Below are 19,115 nucleotides of genomic sequence, written 5' to 3'. Positions count from 1 at the left end.
ACCCGGCCGCCCGAGCGAAAGCAGACCATGAGATATCGCACCAGAGTGACGGCCCCGGCTGCCCTGATCGGCACGGCGGCGGCCCTGTCCACGGCTCCCGCGGCGCAGGCGGCGCAGGCCGCTCAGGCGGCGACGGCGAAGAACGGCACCCCCGGCCCCGAGACCCTCGGCGACCCCGTCTTCCCGGCCCTGGGCAATGACGGCTACCGCGTGTCGTCGTACCACCTCGACTTCGCCTACGACGCCACGACCCGGCTCGTCGCCGCCACCGCGACCCTGCGCGTGCGCACCACCCAGGCCCTGACCCGGCTCTCCCTGGACTCTCTGGGCCTGGACGTCACCGCCGTCCGCGTCGGCCGACGGGCCGCGGCCTTCGAGCAGACCGGCGAGAAGCTGCGGATCACCCCGGCCGTCACCCTGCCCGCCAAGGCCGCCGTCACGATCTGTGTGACGTACACCGCCGACCCGCGCCGCACGCTCCCGCACACCGGCTGGGTGGCCACCCCGGACGGCTTCGCCGTGGCCTGCCAGCCGGACTCCGCGCACACCGTCTTCCCCTGCAACGACCACCCCGTCGACAAGGCCGACTTCACCTTCCGGCTCACCGTCCCCACCGCACTGCGCGGGGTCGCCACCGGGCAGCTCATACGCACCGAGACCCTCGACGGCGACCGGACCGCGTACACCTACCGCTCCCGTTCGCCGATCGCCACCGAGATGGTGCAGATCACCGTGGGCGACTACGTGATCAAGGACCGGCAGGGCCCGCACGGGCTGCCGCTGCGGGACGTGGTGCCGGTCGCGCGGGCGGCCGCGCTGGAGCCGGCGCTCGCGCTGACCCCGGCCCTGGTCGAGTGGGTCGAGCAGCGGCTCGGCGCCTACCCCTTCGAGACGTACGGCCTGCTGCCGTGCAACTCCGACGCCGCCGAGCCCTTCGGCTTCACCGGCCTGGAGACCCAGACCCTCACCATCTACCGGCCGAACTACCTCCTCCAGGAGGAGAAGAAGATCGGCTCGCACATGATGCACGAGCTGGTCCACTCCTACTTCGGCAACAGCGTCAGCCCCGCCACCTGGGCCGACCTCTGGCTCAACGAGGGTCACGCCGACTTCTACGGGCTGCTCTACCGCTACGAGCGCGGCTGGCCCGACTCCATCGGCCTGACCAGCATCGAAGCCCGGATGAAGGACACGTACGCCAAGGGCGACCTCTGGCGCAACAGCTCCGGGCCGGTGGCCTCCCCGACCGCCGCGAACCTCTTCGACAGCCAGCGCTACCTGGGCGGCGTCCTCGTCCTGTACGCCCTGAGGCAGGCCGTCGGCGAGGACGCCTTCAACGCGCTGGAGCGCGCCTTCCTCCAGCGTTTCCGGGACTCCTCGGCGTCGACGGAGGACTACATCGCCGTCGCCTCGGAGGTGTCCGGGCAGGACCTCTCGGGCTTCCTGCGCGAGTGGCTCTACGGGACGAAGACCCCGCGGATGCCCGGCCACCCGGACTGGACGGTCACCCCGGTGACGCCGTCGGCGTCCGCCGCCCCCCGCAAGCGGCGGGACGCGCGGCCGCACGACAACTCGGCCACCCTCTGACGGATCAGTCGAGCCGGGCGGAGGGAACTTCGTCCGGCTCGCTCTCCGCGCCGCGCTGCTGCGGGATCACCAGCGAGCCCTGCTGGATCGCCACCGTCCGGGTGGGTGCCGGGATGCGGATGCCCTCCTGGCGGTAGCGGCGGTGCAGGCGCTTGATGAACTCGTGCTTGATCCGGTACTGGTCGCTGAACTCGCCGACGCCGAGGATGACGGTGAACCCGATGCGGGAGTCGCCGAAGGTGTGGAAGCGGATGATCGGCTCGTGCTCGGGCACGGCGCCGTCGACCTCGGCCATCACCTCGGCGATCACCTCGTTGGTCACCCGCTCCACCTGGTCGAGGTCGCTGTCGTAGGCGACGCCGACCTGGAGCAGGATCGTCAACTGCTGGTCGGGACGCATGAAGTTGGTCATGTTCGTCTTCGCCAGCTGCCCGTTGGGGATCACGACGAGGTTGTTGGACAGGTTCCGCACCGTCGTCTGGCGCCAGTTGATGTCCTCGACATAGCCCTCCTCGTTGCTGCTCAGCCGGATGTAGTCGCCCGGCTGGACGGTCTTCGAGGCGAGGATGTGGATGCCCGCGAAGAGGTTGGCGAGCGTGTCCTGGAGCGCCAGGGCGACGGCGAGACCGCCGACGCCGAGGGCGGTGAGCATCGGCGCTATGGAGATGCCGAGCGTCTGGAGGACCACCAGGAAGCCGATGGCCAGGACCAGCACCCGGGTGATGTTGACGAAGATCGTGGCGGAGCCCGCGACACCGGGACGGGACTGGGTGACCGTCCGCATCAGACCGGCGATCCCGCGGGCCACGGCGAGCGTCACCACGAAGATCAGCAGGACCGTCAGGACCTGGTTGACATGCCGTTGAACCGTGCCGGTCAGCGGCAGAGCCGCGCCCGCGGAGGCAGCGCCGCCGAGGAACGCCGACCACGGGACCACGGTCCGCAGCACGTCCACGATCAGGTCGTCGCCGCTCCAGCGGGTCCGGTCGGCGTGCTTGCCCAGCCAGCGCATCAGCATCCGGAGCAGGAACGCCGCCAGCAGTCCGGCGGCCAGGGCGATACCCGCCACGACCATGTCGTCCATGGTGAGGTCGCGCTTCACCGGTCACCTCCGGGACACGAATCGGCGGCGCGTCGCAGCGTCGTCGGCCGGATGTGAAGTCTCGTCACGTTGTCCCCTGCTCGATGTCTGAACGGTAAAGGTCGTGCGCCGACCGGGCACGCGGGCTCATCCTCCCGCATTCCGCACAGCAGTTCGCACCAGGTGGCGTGCTGTTGCGGCGGGTGAGGGGCGGGCGCGTGCCGCAACGGGCGGAGCGCACTCAGGGCCGGTCCGGTGCGCCCCCGCCCTGCTCGCCCCGGCCGAAGCTCCCGTGCCGTCCCGCCCCCGCCGAGAACCGGGCCGCCCCCTCCAGGCTCTCCGCCAGAACCCCCGTGCCGTGGCGCAACTCCCCTTGCAGGGCCTCCTGTTCGCCCAGGCCCTCCTGGTCGAGGACGGAGGCGCGGTCGGAGCGCAGGCACGCCTGGGGGAAGGCGGCGATCGTCGCGGCCAGCGCCTCCGCCTCGGCGCGCGCCGTGCCGGTGGGGACGACGCGGTCGGCGAGCCCGATCCCGTGGGCCTCCCGCGCCGGGACCGGGCGGCCGGTGAGGATCAGGTCCAGGGCGCGCCCGGTGCCGATCAGCCGGGGCAGCCGTACCGTGCCGCCGTCGATGAGCGGAACGCCCCAGCGGCGGCAGAAGACCCCGAACACCGCGTCCTCCTCGGCGACCCGCAGATCGCACCAGAGCGCCAGTTCCAGACCGCCGGCCACGGCGTGCCCGGCGACCGCCGCGATCACCGGCTTGGACAGCCGCATCCGGGTCGGGCCCATCGGGCCGTCGCCGTCCTCCGCGACCCGGTTGGCGCGCTCGGTGCCGAGCGCCTTCAGATCGGCGCCCGCGCAGAAGGTGCCGCCCTCACCCCACAGCACCGCCACCCGGGCCTCCTCGTCCGCCTCGAACGCGCGGAAGGCGTCGGCGAGTTCGAGCGCGGTCGGTCCGTCGACCGCGTTGCGGGCCTCCGGGCGGGACAGGACGACCGTGGTGACATGTCCCCGGCGTTCGACACGAACCGGCATGGCAGGGGCCCCTTTCCGTGGGTCGGCCCGCACGTTACCGACCGGTCAGATCACCTTCCAGCGCACCAGCGCCCCCAGCGTCAGCGCCCCCGGCAGGATCGGCAGCCAGACCGTGATGATCCGGTACGCCAGCACCACCGCAGTCGCCACGGCCGCCGTGCCACCCGCCGCGACCAGCGCCACGATCAGCGCCGCCTCGACCGAGCCGAGCCCGCCCGGGGTGGGGACCAGGGCGACCGCGACCGTCGCGGCGAGATAGGCGACCGCCATGTGCAGGGGCGGCACGTCCAGACCCAGCGCCTCGCCCACCGCGACCAGCCCGGTCGCCTGGAGGGCGGGGAACGCGAAGGCGCCGCCCCACAGGGCCAGCGCGCGGGAGGCGCGGGTGTGCACCGAGCGGGCCTCGCCGAGCGCGGTGCGCAGGAAGGAGAGCACGGTCGTGCGCACCCGTCGGACCAGGGCGAGGGCGCCCACCGCCAGCAGCGCGGCGGCGACGACGGCGAGGAGCAGCGGCCCCACCGCCCCCTGCGGCAGCAGGGTGCCCAGCCGCAGCGCGTCGGGGAAGGCCAGCAGCAGCGCGGCCAGCAGGGCCAGCCGGCCCACCGACTCGGCCAGCAGATAGAGGGCTATGGCCGCCGAGGAACGCCCCAGCGGCAGCCCGCACACGGTCATGAACCGCAGGTTGACCGCGCTCGCGCCCAGACCCGTCGGCAGCAGGTGGTTGGCCGCGCCGGCCGCGAACTGGGTGGCGAGCAGCCGCGCGGAGGGCAGCCGTTCGACCACCGCGCCCTGGCGGCAGCAGGCCGCGGCCACCCAGGTCAGACAGGTGGCTCCGGCCGCGGCCAGCAGCCAGGGCCACTCGGCGGTGCCCAGATGCGCGAGGCCCTCGGCGAGCACGTCACGGTGGAGCACGGCCACCACGGCGACCAGCACCAGCGGCAGCAGGCAGAGGATCCGGCGGACCGGGACGCGTGTCACATTCGGAGAGGCTCTCCGCGCCGCCCCAACGGCGGGTTGCGGAAATGGGGCTTCCGGCTTACGTCCCGCCGACTCCTTGACCTCAAGGAAAGTTGAGGTTCTAGCTTCTCCTCCATGAGCATGGAGACCACAGCCTGGACGCAGCTGCAATCCGTCATGACCGCCGAACAGCAGCGCCGCCCCTTCGCCCGTGAAACCCTGCGCCGCATCGGCGCGTTCGCCCGCCCGCACCGCACGCGCATCGCCCGGTTCGTCGGCCTCGGCGTGGTCACCGCGCTGCTCGCCGTGGCGACGCCCGTCCTGGCCGGCGAGGTCGTCGACGCGATCGTGTCGGGCGGCGACGAGGACCGCGTCGTACGCCTGGCCCTGCTGATCGCCCTCATCGCGGTCCTGGAGGCGGCGCTCGGCATCCTCGCCCGCCGGCTCTCGGCGACGCTGGGGGAGGGACTCATCCTCGATCTGCGGACCGCCGTCTTCGACCATGTGCAGCGCATGCCGGTCGCGTTCTTCACCCGCACGCGCACGGGGGCACTCGTCTCCCGGCTCAACAACGACGTCATCGGCGCCCAGCGCGCCTTCAGCAACACGCTCTCCGGAGTGGTCAGCAACCTCGTCACCCTGCTCCTCACCCTCGTCGTGATGCTCACCCTGTCCTGGCAGATCACCCTGCTCGCGCTGGCCCTGCTGCCGGTGTTCGTGATCCCCGCCCGCCGCATGGGCCGCCGGATGGCCCGCATGACCAGGGAGGCGGCCACCCTCAACGCGGCGATGGGCACCCGCATGACCGAGCGCTTCTCCGCCCCCGGCGCCACCCTCGTCAAACTCTTCGGCCGCCCCGAGCAGGAGTCCGAGGAGTTCGCCGCCCGCGCCCGCCGCGTCGCCGACATCGGCGTCCGCACCGCCACCGCCCAGTCGGCGTTCATCACCGCCCTGACCCTGGTCTCCGCCCTCGCCCTCGCGCTGGTCTACGGCCTCGGCGGCTTCTTCGCCCTCAACGGCACCCTCGAACCCGGCGCCGTGGTCGCCCTCGCCCTGCTGCTGACCCGCCTCTACGCCCCGCTCACCTCGCTCGCCGGGGCCCGCGTCGAGGTGATGAGCGCCCTCGTCAGCTTCGAGCGGGTCTTCGAGGTGCTCGACCTGGAGCCCCTCATCCAGGACCGACCCGACGCCCGGGAGGTCCCCGACGGCCCGGTCTCCGTGGAGTTCACCGACGTCCGCTTCGGCTACCCGTCCGCCGACAAGGTCTCCCTCGCCTCCCTGGAGGAGGTCGCCTCGCTCGACACCCGCGGCGGCGCCGAGGTGCTGCGCGGCCTGTCCTTCCGCGCCGAACCCGGACAGACGGTCGCGCTCGTCGGCTCCTCCGGCGCCGGCAAGTCCACCATCGCCGCCCTGCTGCCGCGGCTCTACGACGTCGACGGCGGCACCGTACGCCTCGGCGGGGTCGACGTCCGCGAGGTCAGCGCCCGCTCCCTGCGCGAGACCCTCGGCATGGTCACCCAGGACGGCCACCTCTTCCACGACACCGTCCGCGCCAACCTGCTCCTGGCCCGCCCCGGCGCGAGCGACGACGACCTGTGGGACGCCCTGCGCCGCTCGCGCCTCGACGACCTCGTCCGGGCCCTGCCCGACGGCCTGGACACGGTGGTCGGGGAGCGCGGCTACCGCCTGTCCGGCGGCGAACGCCAGCGGATGACCATCGCCCGGCTGCTGCTGGCCCGGCAGCGCGTGGTCATCCTCGACGAGGCCACCGCCCACCTCGACAACACCTCCGAGGCCGCCGTCCAGGAAGCCCTCGCCGAAGCGCTGGAGGGCAGGACCGCGGTGGTCATCGCCCACCGGCTGTCCACCGTACGGGCGGCCGACCAGATCCTCGTGGTCGAGGACGGCCGGATCGTCGAACGCGGCACCCACGACGCGCTGCTGGCCGCCGAAGGACGGTACGCGGAGCTGCACCGGACCCAGTTCGAGGAGCGACCCGCCGACGCCACGGAGATCGCCGCGGCCTGACCCTCCGCGACCTAGGGTGACCCTCGACCCGGCAGTCACCCGCTGTGACCAGCGGCTGAGGAAGGCCACGCCCATGCCGCACCCGACCGTCAGCCGCCGCCGACTGCTGGAGGGCGGAGCCGCCCTCCTCGGCGCCCTCGCCCTCTCCTCCACGACCGCCGCCGCACGCCCCCGCGCGGCCGACGGCACCCAGGAATGGACCGGCTCCATCGACGTCTTCCGCCTGGGCACCGAGCCACCGCACACCACGCTCATGCCGTATGCCGACACCGCCCAGGCGCTCGCCGCCGACCGCACGACATCGCCGTACCGGCTCGACCTCGACGGCACCTGGAAGTTCGCGTACGCGGACCGCCCCGCCGACCGGGACCCGGACTTCCACCGCACCGACCTCGACGACAGCGGCTGGGACGGCATCCCGGTCCCCTCCGTCTGGCAACTGCACGGCCACGACCGCCCGATCTACCTCAACATCACCTACCCCTACTGGGGCGCCAACGGCCTCGGCGAGGAGCCGCAGCCGCCCGCCGCGCCGACCCGCTACAACCCGGTCGGCCAGTACCGGCGCACCTTCACCGTCCCCCGCGACTGGTCGGGACGCCGGGTGTTCCTGCACTTCGAGGGCGTGAAGTCGGCGCACTACGTGTGGATCAACGGCGAACTCGTGGGCTACGACGAGGACTCCTACACCCCGTCCGAGTACGACATCACCGACCGCCTGACGCCCGGCACCAACCACATCGCCGTCGAGGTCTACCGCTACTCCGACGGGGACTGGCTGGAGGACCAGGACATGATCCGGCTGAGCGGCATCTTCCGCTCGGTGTACCTGTACTCCACCCCCACCGTCCACCTGCGCGACTTCAAACTGGACACCCCGCTCGGCGACGACTTCACCACCGCGGAACTGTCGGTCACCGCGAGCGTGCGCGCCTACGCGGACGGGACACCGGGGCCGTACACCGTCGAGACCCAGCTCCACGACCCCGACGGACACCCCGTCTGGCCGCGGCCCCTGCAACAGAGCGCCGAGGTCGGCGCGCCCGGCACGGACACGACCGTACGCGCGGCCCGGGCGGTGCCCTCGCCCCGGCTGTGGTCCGCCGAACAGCCGGACCTCTACACCGCCGTCCTCACCCTGCGCGATCCCTCCGGCCAGGTGATCGAGACCCTCTCCCACCGGGTCGGCCTGCGCGAGTTCGCCCTGCGGGACGGCCTGATGCGCATCAACGGCCGACCGGTCTCGCTGCGCGGAGTCAACCGCCACGAGATGCACCCCGAGCGCGGCACGGCCCTCACCCGCGCCGACATGGTCCGCGACATCGAGGTCGTCAAGCGGCTGAACATCAACTCGGTGCGCACCGCGCACTACCCCAACAACCCGCTCTGGTACGAACTCGCCGACGCCTACGGCCTGTACCTGGTCGACGAGACCAACCTGGAGACCCACGGCATCCACAAGAACTACCCCGGCGACCACGCCGACTGGGCGAAGGCGTGCGTGGCCCGTGCGCAGAACATGGTCCACCGCGACAAGAACCACGCCTCGGTGGTCATCTGGTCCCTCGGCAACGAGGCGGGCACCGGCTCCACGTTCACCGCCATGCACGACTGGATCAAGTCCTACGACCCCACCCGCGTCGTCCAGTACGAGGGCGACGACCGGCCCGGCATCAGCGACATCCGCTCCGAGATGTACGACACCCCCGCCCGCGTCGAGGCCCGCGCGCGGGACACCGCCGACACCCGGCCGTACGTGATGATCGAGTACTCGCACGCGATGGGGAACTCCAACGGCAACTTCAAGAAGTACTGGGACCTGGTCCGCCGGTACGAGGTTCTCCAGGGCGGCTGGATCTGGGACTTCGCCGACCAGTCCCTCAACTGGCCCACCCCCGCGCGGACTCTGCTCACCGAGTCCGGACCCCTCGGCCTGAAGGGCGAGATCCTCGCGGCCGCCGGCACCCTCGACCGTGCCGAAGGCCTGTACGGCGGTGCCGTGTTCGCCCGCGACCGGCGCCTGGACCTCACCGGCTCGCTCACCCTGGAGGCGTGGATCACCCCGCGCTTCATCGGCTACCAGCAGCCGATCATCGCCAAGGGCGACACCCACTACACCCTGAAGCAGACCACCAAGAACCTGGAGTTCTTCATCCACTCCGAAGGCCAGTGGATCACCGCCACCTGGCCGCTCCCGGCGACGGGCTGGCGCGACACCGAGCACCATGTCGCGGGCGTCTTCGACGCCGACGCCGGCACCCTCACCCTGTACGTCGACGGCCAGGTCCGGGCCACCCGCACCACCGCACTCAGGCCGAGCGTCAACTGCGCACCCCTCGCCCTGGCCACCGACGCCGACCATCCGACCAGGGAGTTCACCGGCACCGTCCGCCGCGCCCGCGTCTACGCCCGCGCCCTGAGCGCAGCCGAACTGGCCTCCGGCGGCCGCGGTCCCGACGACGCCGGAGTGCGGTTCTGGTTCGACGCGGCCACCGTCGTGACCACCGAACTGCGGCCCCCGGAGCGGACCTTCCACGCCTACGGCGGCGACTGGGGCGACAACCCCAACGACGGCAACTTCGTCGCCGACGGCGTCGTCACCGCCGACCGACGGCACACCGGCAAGGCCGCCGAGATCAAGCGCGTCCACCAGGCCGTCGGCGCGGTCCCGCGCGACGACGGCACGTTCACCCTCACCAACGAATACCTCTTCACCGACCTCCGCGCCTTCGACGCGCGGTGGACCCTCCTCGCGGACGGCCTCCCGGCAGGCACCGGCACCCTCGGCCGGCTCGACGTGCCCCCGCTGTCGAGCAAGGACGTCACCGTCCCGGTGGAACTGCCCGCCGACCCGGCGCCCGGCACCGAGTACTTCCTCCAACTGTCCTTCACCACACGTGAGTCCACACCCTGGGCGGGGGCAGGCTTCGAGGTGGCCCGGCACCGGCTCGCCCTCGACGCGCAGGTCCCCGCCGTGACCCCGGTGCCCCTCGCCGGCGTCCCCGCCCTCACCCACCGCGAGGACGCCCGGACCGTCACCGTCACCGGCGAGGACTTCACCGTCACCGTCGACCGGACCAGCGGACTCATCACCACCTACGAGGCCGCCGGGGCCGCACTGCTGCTCTCCGGCGCCGCCCCCAACCACTGGCGGGCCCCCACCGACAACGACAAGGGCAACCGTCAGCACATCCGCAACGAGACCTGGCGCGACGCGGGCGCCCGCCGCACCGTCACCGGGGTCGCGGTACGGGCCGTCGGTGACCGCGCCGTCGAGATCGCGGTCACCGGCACCCTGCCCACCACCGTCCGCTCGACGTACACCACCACCTACACCGTCCTCGGCAACGGCGAGATCAAGGTCGACCAGACCCTCCACCCGGGCGCCGCCTCACTGCCGTACATCCCGGAGATCGGCACCCTCCTCTTCCTCCCCGGACGGCTGGACCGGCTGCACTGGTACGGGCGCGGCCCGGAGGAGAACCACTGGGACCGCAACAACGGCACCGACGTCGGGCTGTACTCCGGCACCGTCGCCGCACAGTGGACCCCCTACATCCGCCCGCAGGAGAACGGCAACAAGACCGACGTCCGCTGGGCCGCCCTCACCGACGCCACCGGCGTCGGACTCCTGATCAGCGGCGAACCCCTGCTGGAGATCAACGCCTCCCGGCACACCCCCGAGGACCTGTCGGTCGGCGTCCGCCACGACTACCAGCTCACCCCCCGGCAGGAGGTCGTCCTGCGGGTCAACCACCGGCAGATGGGCGTGGGCGGCGACAACAGCTGGGGCGCGCACACCCACGACGAGTACAAGCTCTTCGCCGACCGCGACTACGCCTACACCTACCGGCTGCGGCCGATCACCGACGTCTCCGAGGCCACCCGGATCTCCCGCCGTCCCACGGCGACCCGCTGATCAGGGCCGGGAGTACGGCCCGGCGGTGCGGCCGACGGTCGCCGCGAGCTTGCGCAGCCGGCGCCAGTCCAGCTTGGGCTCGCGCCGGATCACACCGGGCCGCTTGCGGGGCACCCGGACCCGCAGCGCGCCCGGCTCGACCCTGATGCGGACCGGAGCGGCCAGCACCAGCGCCTCGCCGTCCAGCCCCGCCTCGATCTCGGGGCGGTCGGCGTCGACGACCACCTCCCGCGCGGTGAGCACCGTCAGGCCGTGCGGATCCGGGCCGAGCAGCAGCCCGGCGGCCTCCGCCGCGTTCTCCACCTTGATCCCGACGACCCCGAGGACACCGCCGTCGAGCCGCTCGCGCCGGCCGAACACGAACGGGTCCGAGGTGAGATAGGGGTTGTTGCTGACCAGCACGGCCTGCGGGGCCTCCAGCGTGGTGCCCGCCGCCCGCGCCGTCAGCCGGGCGCCCTGCTGACCGGTGAGCAGATCAGGGAGCAGCTCCAGACTCGTACCGAGCTTGTCGTCGCGGTACGAGGGGCTCTGCACGATCGTCGCGTACGCCCCGAAGGAGGCGTTGTTGACGAACGGCCGGTCCGCGGCGAACCCCAGGTCGACCCGGAGTTCGACGCCGTCGGTCAGCGCGTCCAGACCCGTGGCGGGGTCGTCGCGGTCCAGGCCCAGGTCGAGCGCGAAGTGGTTGCGGGTCCCGGCGCTGATCACCAGGAACGGCAGCCCGTGCTCGGCGGCCACGGCGGCGACCAGGGCCTGCGTGCCGTCGCCACCGGCGGCCCCGAGCAGATCGGCGCCGTCCGCGACCGCGGCGCGCGCCAGCTCGGTCACGTCCTGCGGCTGCTCCGGGTCGAGCAGGACGACCCGCGCGCCGAGCTGCTCGGCCCGCTCGCGCAGACCGAACCGGCCGACCTTCCCGCCGCCCGAACGCGGGTTCATGATCAGGAAGGGGCGCCTCGGCGGGGGACTGCGGTACTCCTTCACCCGCACCCGGTGCCCGCCCGTCCCGCGCAGCGCGAACCGGCCGCACCAGACCGCCAGGCTCCACAGCGCCAGCGACACCGGCACCGCCCAGAAGAGCGTCACCGCGAACAGGGCGATCGCACAGGCCGGGACGGTCAGCGCCACCAGCGCCGCCAGCCAGCGCAGCGGCCCGCGCAGACTGAGCGTCCACCACACCGCGGCCGCGGTGACGATCAGCCCGACCGCGCCGCCCACGAGCAGCAGCACCCCGCCGAGACCGCCGTAGAAGAGCGGCACCAGAAGCGCGAGCGCCGCCGCCGTCAGCGCGCCCCGCGCCGCCCACCGCTGCGCGTGATAACCCCGCCGACTCGCATCCACGGCCATCGTTCCTCCACCCCTCAGTAGAACACTGACAGATCGATCACGAGTCCGTCGTACCTTTTGATCATCGTCGGCCGGTGTCGTCCGGCGGGCGCACGGACGACGCCGAGGGGGAGGACCGGGTCAGGTCGGTCCTCCCCCTCGGCGTCGTCCCCCGGCCGCTACTTGCTCGCCCCCTGGGCGAACCCGTTGTAGATGTAGCGCTGGAGGAAGAGGAACACCAGCAGGGTGGGGACGATCACCAGGATGGCCCCGGCGGAGATCGTCTCCCAGTGCGCGCCGTACGGTCCCTTGAACCGGAACAGCGCCGTGGACATTGTGCCCAGTTCCTCGGAAGGCATGTACAGGAACGGGATGTAGAAGTCGTTGTACGTGGTGATGCCCTTGATGATGACCACGGTCGCGACGGCCGGCTTCAGCATCGGGAAGATGATCTTGCGGTAGATGGTGAAGGCGTTCGCGCCGTCCAGCCGGGCCGCTTCGTCGACCGAGATCGGAATACCGCGGATGAACTGGAGGAAGATGTAGATGGACACGATGTCGGTGCCCATGTAGAGCAGGATCGGCGCCCACCGGGTGTCGAACAGACCGAAGCTGTTCACCACCTGGAAGGTGGCGACCTGGGTCGTGACGCTCGGGACCAGCGTGGCCACCAGGAACAGGGCCAGGATCAGGTTCTTGAAGCGGAAGCGGAAGCGGTCGATGGCGTACGCGGTCATCGAGCCGATGATCACCGTGCCGGTGATCGAGAACAGCAGGATGAAGGCCGTGTTCCCGAAGGCCGTCAGCATGTTGCCGTCGGAGAACGCGGTCGCGTAGTTGTCGAAGTTCAGCCAGTTGTCCGGCAGCGTCAGCGCGCCGCTGCCGTCGGCGACCTCGTCCGCCGACTTCAGCGAGGTCAGGAAGATCACGCTGAGCGGGATCAGGACCACGAGCGACGCGGCGATCAGGACCACATAGGTCAGCGGGGTGGCGAGGCCCGGACGCCTGCGGGGCCGGGCGGGTGCGTTGGCAGTCATACGATGTCCACCCTCTCGTCGGGCACGAGACGGCGCTGGATCCAGGTGATCAGCAGGATGATCGCCAGCAGAACCACGGCACAGGCCGAGGCGAGGCCCGTCTTGTTGAACTGGAAGGCCAGCTTCACGGTCTGGATCACGAAGGTCGAGGTCCCGCTCGCGCCGCCGGTCATGATGTACGGAATCTCGAAGACCGAGAGTGAGCCGGAGATCGCCAGGATGACGCTCAGACTGATCACCGGCCGGATGCCGGGGGCGATGATGTGCCGGAACTGCTGCCAGCGGCTCGCGCCGTCGAGCTGGGCGGCCTCGTACAGCTCACCGGGGATCGACTGGATCGCGCCGAGGAAGAGCACGAAGTTCAGGCCCGTGAACCGCCAGACGGAGACGCCGGCCAGCGAGGTGTTCGCGGACTCCGGGTCGCCGAGCCAGGCATGGTCGGGGTTCACGCCGAACAGGGACAGGACCGAGTCCAGCGTGCCGCCCTCCTGGAAGAAGTAGAGGAAGACGAACCCGATCGCCACGCCGTTGATCAGGTAGGGGAAGAACAGGATGCCCTTGAACAGGTTCCGGAAGCGCAGGTTGAAGCTGAGGACGGTGGCGAGGTACAGGGCGATCACGATCTGCACGACGGACGCCGCCAGGTAGTACAGGCTCACCGCGAAGACCCGGATCATGTCCGAGCGGGTGAAGACGTCGGTGTAGTTCTCCCCACCGACGTAGTTGCGCTCGGGGCTGACCCCGTCCCAGTCGGTGAAGCTGTAGTAGAGCATGTTGCCCACCGGGACGTAGGTGAACGTCACCAGCAGGATCAGCGGCACCAGCAGGAACAGCCAGGGGGTCAGACCGCGCAGTGGCAGGTCACGCCAGGAGCGTCCGCCCGGTCCGCCGCGGCCTGCGCGGTGCCGGGCCGCCCGGTCCGCTTTCGAGGCCGACGCGGGCGGTGAGGTAGTGAGTACGGTTCGGGGCATGTGAGGGCCAGGGCCTTTCATCATCCGCTGCGCGCCGCCGCGCGGGGTCCCCGGTCAGCGGGGAGGCCGAGGGGCCGGGGACCCCGCGCGGGTGGCAGGTCAGGAGCCGGCGTTCTGCCGGGCCTCGGACCAGCGCTCGTCGAGTTCGTCGAAGTAGTCCTGCAGCGACCCGTCCTGGGCGCCGCGGGCGATGTCGATGAGCTTCTGGCGGTAGTCCGGCGTGTTGAGACCGATCTCGGAGGCCTGGTCGATCTCGTTCACCTCGGCGGTCTTCGCCTCAGAGCGTTCCAGCATCTTGACATCGTTGTCAACGTAGTCCTGGAGTGTGGACGGCATAGCGGCCGACCTCAGCGCCGAGACCGCGCCCTCCTTCTCGGAGTAGCCGGACTCCTCGGTGAACCAGTCGATCCAGGCGCGGGCGGCCTCCTTGTTGTCGGAGTGGACGTTCACCGCCTGCTGGTAGTCGGAGGCGAGCGTCGCGCAGAACTTGCCGCCGGACTGGGCGGGCACCGGCATGAAGCCGATGTCGTCGGGGTCCGTCCCGGCGTCCTCGGCCGCGGCGCGCATCTGGTTGACGGCCCATGAGCCGAGCATCATGCTGCCGACCTCACCCTTGGCCAGCAGGGTCTTGGAGGTCTCCCAGTTGGTGGTGCTGGGGTCCTTCTCGGTCAGCTTCTGGTCGACCATGTCGAACAGCAGGGTGTCCAGCGTGTTCAGGTCGCTGCCCTTGGCCCACGGGTCGTCCGTCTCGGCCAGCACGTCGAGTGCCTGGCTGTCGCAGCTGACGGTGCCGACGGCGTTGGTCCACTGGCCGCTGAGCGGCCAGGCGTCCTTGAAGTTGGTGTAGTACGGAGTGGCGCCGGTCTTCTCCTTCACGGTCTTGAGGTCCGCGAGGAACCGCTCCGTCGTGGTGGGCCACTCGGTGATGCCGGCCTCCTTCCACACGGCCTTGTTGTAGACGAAGCCGCTGGCGGTGCCGAAGGTGGCGACGCCGTAGACCTTGCCGTCGACCTCGGTCTTGTCCGTGAACAGGTACTTCGAGCGCATCGCGGCGGACTCGTCGAGGGGAGCGAAGAAGTTCGGGTAGTCGGCCTTGGCGACCGCGCCGGGGATGAGCAGGACGTCACCGTAGTTCTCGGTGTTCATCCTGATCTTGACCTCACCCTCGTAGTCGGTGATGGCGTCGAACTTCACCTTCACCTTGGGATAGGTCTTGTTGAACTCCGCCGCGTACTTCTTCATCGTGCCGTCCTGCACGAGGTCCGTACGGTTGGTCAGCACGGTGATCGTGCCGGACGCGCTCTTGGGGTTCAGCGGCGCGACCGCGGACTCGTCCCCGCTCGGCGTTCCGCCGCCGCCACTGCACGCCGTGGTGACCGTCAGCACCGCGGTGGCCAGCATCGCGGCACTCAGCGTTCTCTTTCCCATGCGCCCCACTCCTCCATTGGATTACGGCTCGGGCCGGTAGATGTCGGGGACTATGCCAGCCCGTTGATGAACCGGTAAAGCTTTCTGCATGTCCGCGATACTTAATCGTTACATGCGGTGGCGCCTTGCTCGCATGGTGTACCCCTCCGGCCTGGGGATTTGCTTTGACTCTTGTTGGCAGTAGGGACTAGACCGGTTCATATAAGCAGCCTTAGGTTGGACTCTGTCGTCACACGCACGACGCCGCCCGTTCTCCAGAGGAGCCGCACATGAAGGAAGTCGTCCAGCTCACCGAGGGCTGGAACCTCGGTTACGAGGGGAGCGCTCTGCCGGCGCAGGTGCCCGGCTGTGTCCACACGGATCTGCTGGCCGCGGGCGCCATCGAGGACCCCTTTCTCGGCCTGAACGAGCGCGACGCGGCCTGGGTGGGTCGACGTGCCTGGACCTACAGCCGAGGTATCGAATCATCCGAAACCTCCGCAGAGCGGTATGAGCGTACCGACCTTGTCTTTGAAGGTCTCGACACCGCCGCGGTGATCACGCTGGGCGGGCGCGAGCTGGGCCGCACCCGCAACATGCACCGCACCTACCGCTTCGACGTGACCGGTCTCGACGGCGATCTGAACGTGGAGTTCGCCTCCGCCTACGACGAGGCCAACCGCGTCCGCACGATGATCGGCGACCGGCCGAACGTCTACCCGGAGCCCTTCCAGTACATCCGCAAGATGGCGTGCAGCTTCGGCTGGGACTGGGGGCCCACCCTGGTCACGGCGGGCATCTGGCGCCCGGTCCGGCTGGAGCGCTGGTCCACCGCCAGGCTGGCCGAGGTCCGCCCCGTGGTGACCGTCGTGGACGGCACGGGCCGGGTGGAGGTGCGCGTCGACATCGAGCGCAGCGAGCGGGGCGCCGGGCGCCCGCTGGAGATCCACGGCTCGGTCGGCGGCGTGGAAGCCACCGCCGAGGTCGACGGCGACCAGGCCGTGCTGACCCTGGAGGTGCCCGACGCCGCACTGTGGTGGCCGCGCGGATACGGTGAGCAGCCCCTGTACGAGCTGGAGGTGACCCTCGGCGAGGCCGGCGGCGGCCCGCTGGACTCCTGGCACCGCCGGATCGGCTTCCGCACCGTCGAGATCGACCGCTCCGCCGACGAACTGGGCACGGGCTTCACCCTCGTCGTCAACGGCGTCCGGATCTTCGCCCGCGGCGTGAACTGGATCCCCGACGACGTCTTCCCCTCCCGCATCACCCCCGAGCGCTACCGCACCCGCCTGTCCCAGGCGGTCGACGCCAACGTCGATCTCGTACGGATCTGGGGCGGCGGCATCTACGAGGACCGCGCCTTCTACGACATCTGCGACGAACTCGGCCTGATGGTCTGGCAGGACTTCCTCTTCGCCTGCGCCGCCTACCCCGAGGAGCAGCCGCTGCGGGGCGAGGTCGAGGCCGAGGCGAGGGACAACGTTGTCCGGCTCATGCCGCATCCCTCGCTCATCCTCTGGAACGGCAACAACGAGAACCTCTGGGGCTTCCGCGACTGGGACTGGGAGCCGGCCCTCGACGGCGACTCCTGGGGCGAGGGCTACTACTTGGGGGTGCTGCCCCGCGTCGTGGCGGAACTCGACCCGACCCGCCCGTACACCGCGGGCAGCCCCTGGTCCGGCTCCTGGGACCACCACCCCAACGACCCGGCGCACGGCACCTACCACTCGTGGGAGGTGTGGAACCGGCAGGACTACGCCGAGTACCGGGAGAACGTCCCCCGGTTCGTCTCCGAGTTCGGCTGGCAGGGGCCGCCCGCCCTCGCCACCCTCCGGCGCGCGCTCCCGGGCGAGCGGCTCGCGCCCGACTCGCCCGGCATGCTCCACCACCAGAAGGCGGAGGACGGCAACGGCAAGCTCCATCGCGGGGTGGCCCGCCACTTCCCGCTGCCCGAGGACGACTTCGACCGCTGGCACTACCTCACCCAGCTCGTCCAGGCGCGCGCCGTCGCGGCCGGCATCGAGCACTGGCGCTCGCACTGGCCCGTCTGCGCGGGCACGGTGGTGTGGCAGCTGAACGACTGCTGGCCGGTCAGCTCCTGGGCCGCGATCGACGGGGACGGCCGCCTCAAGCCCCTCCACCACGAGCTGCGCCGGGTCTACGCCGACCGTCTGCTCACCCTCCACCCCGGCGCCGACGGACCCACCGTCGCGGTGATCAACCAGGCCGCCGAACCGTGGGAGGCGTCGGTGACCCTGCGCCGGATGCGGGCCGACGGCACCGTGGTCGCGGAGGGCGTCGTGGACGTCGTCGTCGGCGCGCGCTCCGTGCACCGGCACGCGGTACCACGGGAAATGGTGCCGGACGCCACCTCGGGCAAGGAGTTCCTCGTCGCCGACGAGGGCGATCTGCGGGCCCTGCACTTCCCCGTGACCGACAAGGACTTCGCCTACCCGGCTCCCGACTACGACGTCACCGTGGCGTCCGTGACCGGCTCCGATGACGGTAGTCTCGACGTCGTGGTAACTGCTCGCACCCTTGTACGGGACCTTCTGCTCCAGCCCGACCGCCTCGGTCCGGCCGCCACCTGTGACACCGGTCCGCGCACCCTGCTCCCCGGGGAGCGGCTGCGCCTGAAGGTCCGCGGCGCAGAAGAGACGGGCGCCAACGCCGTACGGGCCGCCCTGTTCAGTGTGGGACCGGCGTGAGCGCACCCAGTGAGCGGGTGACCATCAAGGACGTCGCCGCGGCCGCGGGGGTCTCCAAGGGAGCCGTCTCCCTGGCCTTCAACCACAAGCCGGGCGTGTCCGAGGCCACCCGCGAGCGGATCTTCGCCGCGGCCCGGGACCTGGGCTGGGCGCCGAACTCCTCGGCGCGCAGCCTGTCCCGGCAGGCGGTCGACACCATTGGTCTCGCCATTTGCCGGCCCGCCCGGCTGCTGGGCCTTGAGCCCTTCTACATGGAGTTCATCTCCGGCATCGAGAGCGTGCTCGCCGAGCGCGACTGCTCGCTGCTGCTGCGGCTGGTGGGCTCGCTGGAGGAGGAGACCCAGCTCCAGGAGCGCTGGTGGCGCGAGCGCCAGATCGGCGGGTCGATCCTGGTCGACCTGCGCGAGGACGACCCGCGCATCGAGCCGCTGCGCCGGCTCGGTCTGCCCGCGGTCACCGTGGGGCATCCGAGCCTGACGGGCGGCTTCCCCTCGGTATGGACGGACGACGCCACCGCGGTCGGCGAGGCGGTCCGCTATCTCGCGGCACTGGGCCACCGGCGCATCGCCCGGGTGGGCGGGCCGTCCGGCCTCGGGCACAGCGCCATCCGGACCGCGGCGGTCGAGACGGCGATGGCGGACCTCGGTCTGGAGCGCGGGACGCATGTCGAGACCGGCTTCTCCGGCGAGGAGGGCGCACGGGCGACGCGCTCGCTGCTGCTCTCCGCGGAGCGGCCCACGGCGATCGTCTACGACAACGACATCATGGCGGTGGCGGGACTCGGCGTGGCCACGGAGATGGGTGTCTCCGTCCCGGACGAGCTGTCGCTGCTGGCCTGGGACGACTCCCAGCTGTGCCGGCTCACCCACCCGACGCTGTCCGCGATGAGCCACGACGTGCACTCCTTCGGCGCCCAGGTCACCCGGGTGCTGTTCGACGTCATCGCGGGACAGGAGCCCCTGTCCCAGCCGGTGGCCACACCGCAGCTGGTGCCGCGGGGGTCCACCGCGCCCCCTCGTCCCTGAACGGACGACCGGAGGAACGAACGACCCGGCGACCGG

At 71.1% G+C, this 19,115-nt stretch carries 12 protein-coding genes; 5 read left to right on the top strand and 7 right to left on the bottom strand.

Features of this window, described 5'->3' with window-relative positions; translation table 11 throughout:
• Nucleotides 1–27: 27 nt before the first annotated feature.
• Complete coding sequence (locus AB0E07_RS24675; RefSeq protein ID WP_362256071.1) at nucleotides 28–1,587, top strand: M1 family metallopeptidase; 1,560 nt, start codon at nucleotides 28–30, stop codon at nucleotides 1,585–1,587.
• Nucleotides 1,588–1,591: 4 nt separating this feature from the next.
• On the opposite strand, the gene AB0E07_RS24670 is transcribed toward AB0E07_RS24675, so the two are convergent.
• The 3 genes from AB0E07_RS24670 to AB0E07_RS24660 all read right to left on the bottom strand — a co-directional run bounded on the left by AB0E07_RS24670 (nucleotide 1,592) and on the right by AB0E07_RS24660 (nucleotide 4,682).
• On the bottom strand, nucleotides 1,592–2,689 hold the full coding sequence (locus tag AB0E07_RS24670; protein ID WP_362256068.1) for a mechanosensitive ion channel family protein: 1,098 nt from the start codon (nucleotides 2,687–2,689) through the stop codon (nucleotides 1,592–1,594).
• Between the two features lie 220 nt (nucleotides 2,690–2,909).
• On the bottom strand, nucleotides 2,910–3,704 hold the full coding sequence (locus tag AB0E07_RS24665) for a crotonase/enoyl-CoA hydratase family protein (RefSeq protein WP_362256065.1): 795 nt from the start codon (nucleotides 3,702–3,704) through the stop codon (nucleotides 2,910–2,912).
• 45 nt (nucleotides 3,705–3,749) lie between these two features.
• Nucleotides 3,750–4,682, bottom strand: coding sequence for a lysylphosphatidylglycerol synthase domain-containing protein (locus AB0E07_RS24660; protein ID WP_362256062.1), 933 nt, complete (start codon nucleotides 4,680–4,682; stop codon nucleotides 3,750–3,752).
• 114 nt (nucleotides 4,683–4,796) lie between these two features.
• Between AB0E07_RS24660 and AB0E07_RS24655 the strand changes: the two genes are divergently transcribed.
• Complete coding sequence (locus AB0E07_RS24655; RefSeq protein WP_362256059.1) at nucleotides 4,797–6,689, top strand: ABC transporter ATP-binding protein; 1,893 nt, start codon at nucleotides 4,797–4,799, stop codon at nucleotides 6,687–6,689.
• Between the two features lie 73 nt (nucleotides 6,690–6,762).
• Nucleotides 6,763–10,608 (top strand): glycoside hydrolase family 2 TIM barrel-domain containing protein, encoded by a 3,846-nt coding sequence (locus AB0E07_RS24650; protein WP_362256057.1) that lies wholly within the window; start codon nucleotides 6,763–6,765, stop codon nucleotides 10,606–10,608.
• On the opposite strand, the gene AB0E07_RS24645 is transcribed toward AB0E07_RS24650, so the two are convergent.
• From AB0E07_RS24645 to AB0E07_RS24630, 4 genes are all read right to left on the bottom strand, one after another.
• On the bottom strand, nucleotides 10,609–11,952 hold the full coding sequence (locus tag AB0E07_RS24645) for a diacylglycerol kinase family protein (RefSeq protein ID WP_362256054.1): 1,344 nt from the start codon (nucleotides 11,950–11,952) through the stop codon (nucleotides 10,609–10,611).
• A gap of 158 nt (nucleotides 11,953–12,110) precedes the next feature.
• Nucleotides 12,111–12,968, bottom strand: a complete 858-nt coding sequence (locus tag AB0E07_RS24640) for a carbohydrate ABC transporter permease (RefSeq protein ID WP_362256051.1) — start codon at nucleotides 12,966–12,968, stop codon at nucleotides 12,111–12,113.
• Nucleotides 12,965–13,939, bottom strand: coding sequence for a sugar ABC transporter permease (locus tag AB0E07_RS24635; RefSeq protein WP_362256048.1), 975 nt, complete (start codon nucleotides 13,937–13,939; stop codon nucleotides 12,965–12,967). Before AB0E07_RS24635 ends, AB0E07_RS24640 begins: the two co-directional genes overlap by 4 nt.
• 99 nt (nucleotides 13,940–14,038) lie before the next feature.
• A complete protein-coding gene (locus AB0E07_RS24630; RefSeq protein WP_362256045.1) occupies nucleotides 14,039–15,367 on the bottom strand; it encodes an extracellular solute-binding protein in 1,329 nt (442 codons plus the stop codon).
• A 269-nt stretch (nucleotides 15,368–15,636) separates the two neighbouring features.
• Between AB0E07_RS24630 and AB0E07_RS24625 the strand changes: the two genes are divergently transcribed.
• Nucleotides 15,637–18,054: a glycoside hydrolase family 2 protein gene (locus AB0E07_RS24625; RefSeq protein WP_362256043.1), complete on the top strand. Its 2,418-nt coding sequence runs from the start codon at nucleotides 15,637–15,639 to the stop codon at nucleotides 18,052–18,054.
• Nucleotides 18,051–19,079, top strand: coding sequence for a LacI family DNA-binding transcriptional regulator (locus AB0E07_RS24620; RefSeq protein WP_362256040.1), 1,029 nt, complete (start codon nucleotides 18,051–18,053; stop codon nucleotides 19,077–19,079). The genes AB0E07_RS24625 and AB0E07_RS24620 overlap by 4 nt, the downstream gene beginning before the upstream one ends.
• Nucleotides 19,080–19,115 lie beyond the last annotated feature (36 nt).

Source organism: Streptomyces sp. NPDC048002 (assembly GCF_040653275.1).
Lineage (GTDB): Bacteria > Actinomycetota > Actinomycetes > Streptomycetales > Streptomycetaceae > Streptomyces.
Note: the sequence above shows the minus strand (reverse complement) of the source record. Positions and strands in the feature narration are given on the sequence as shown.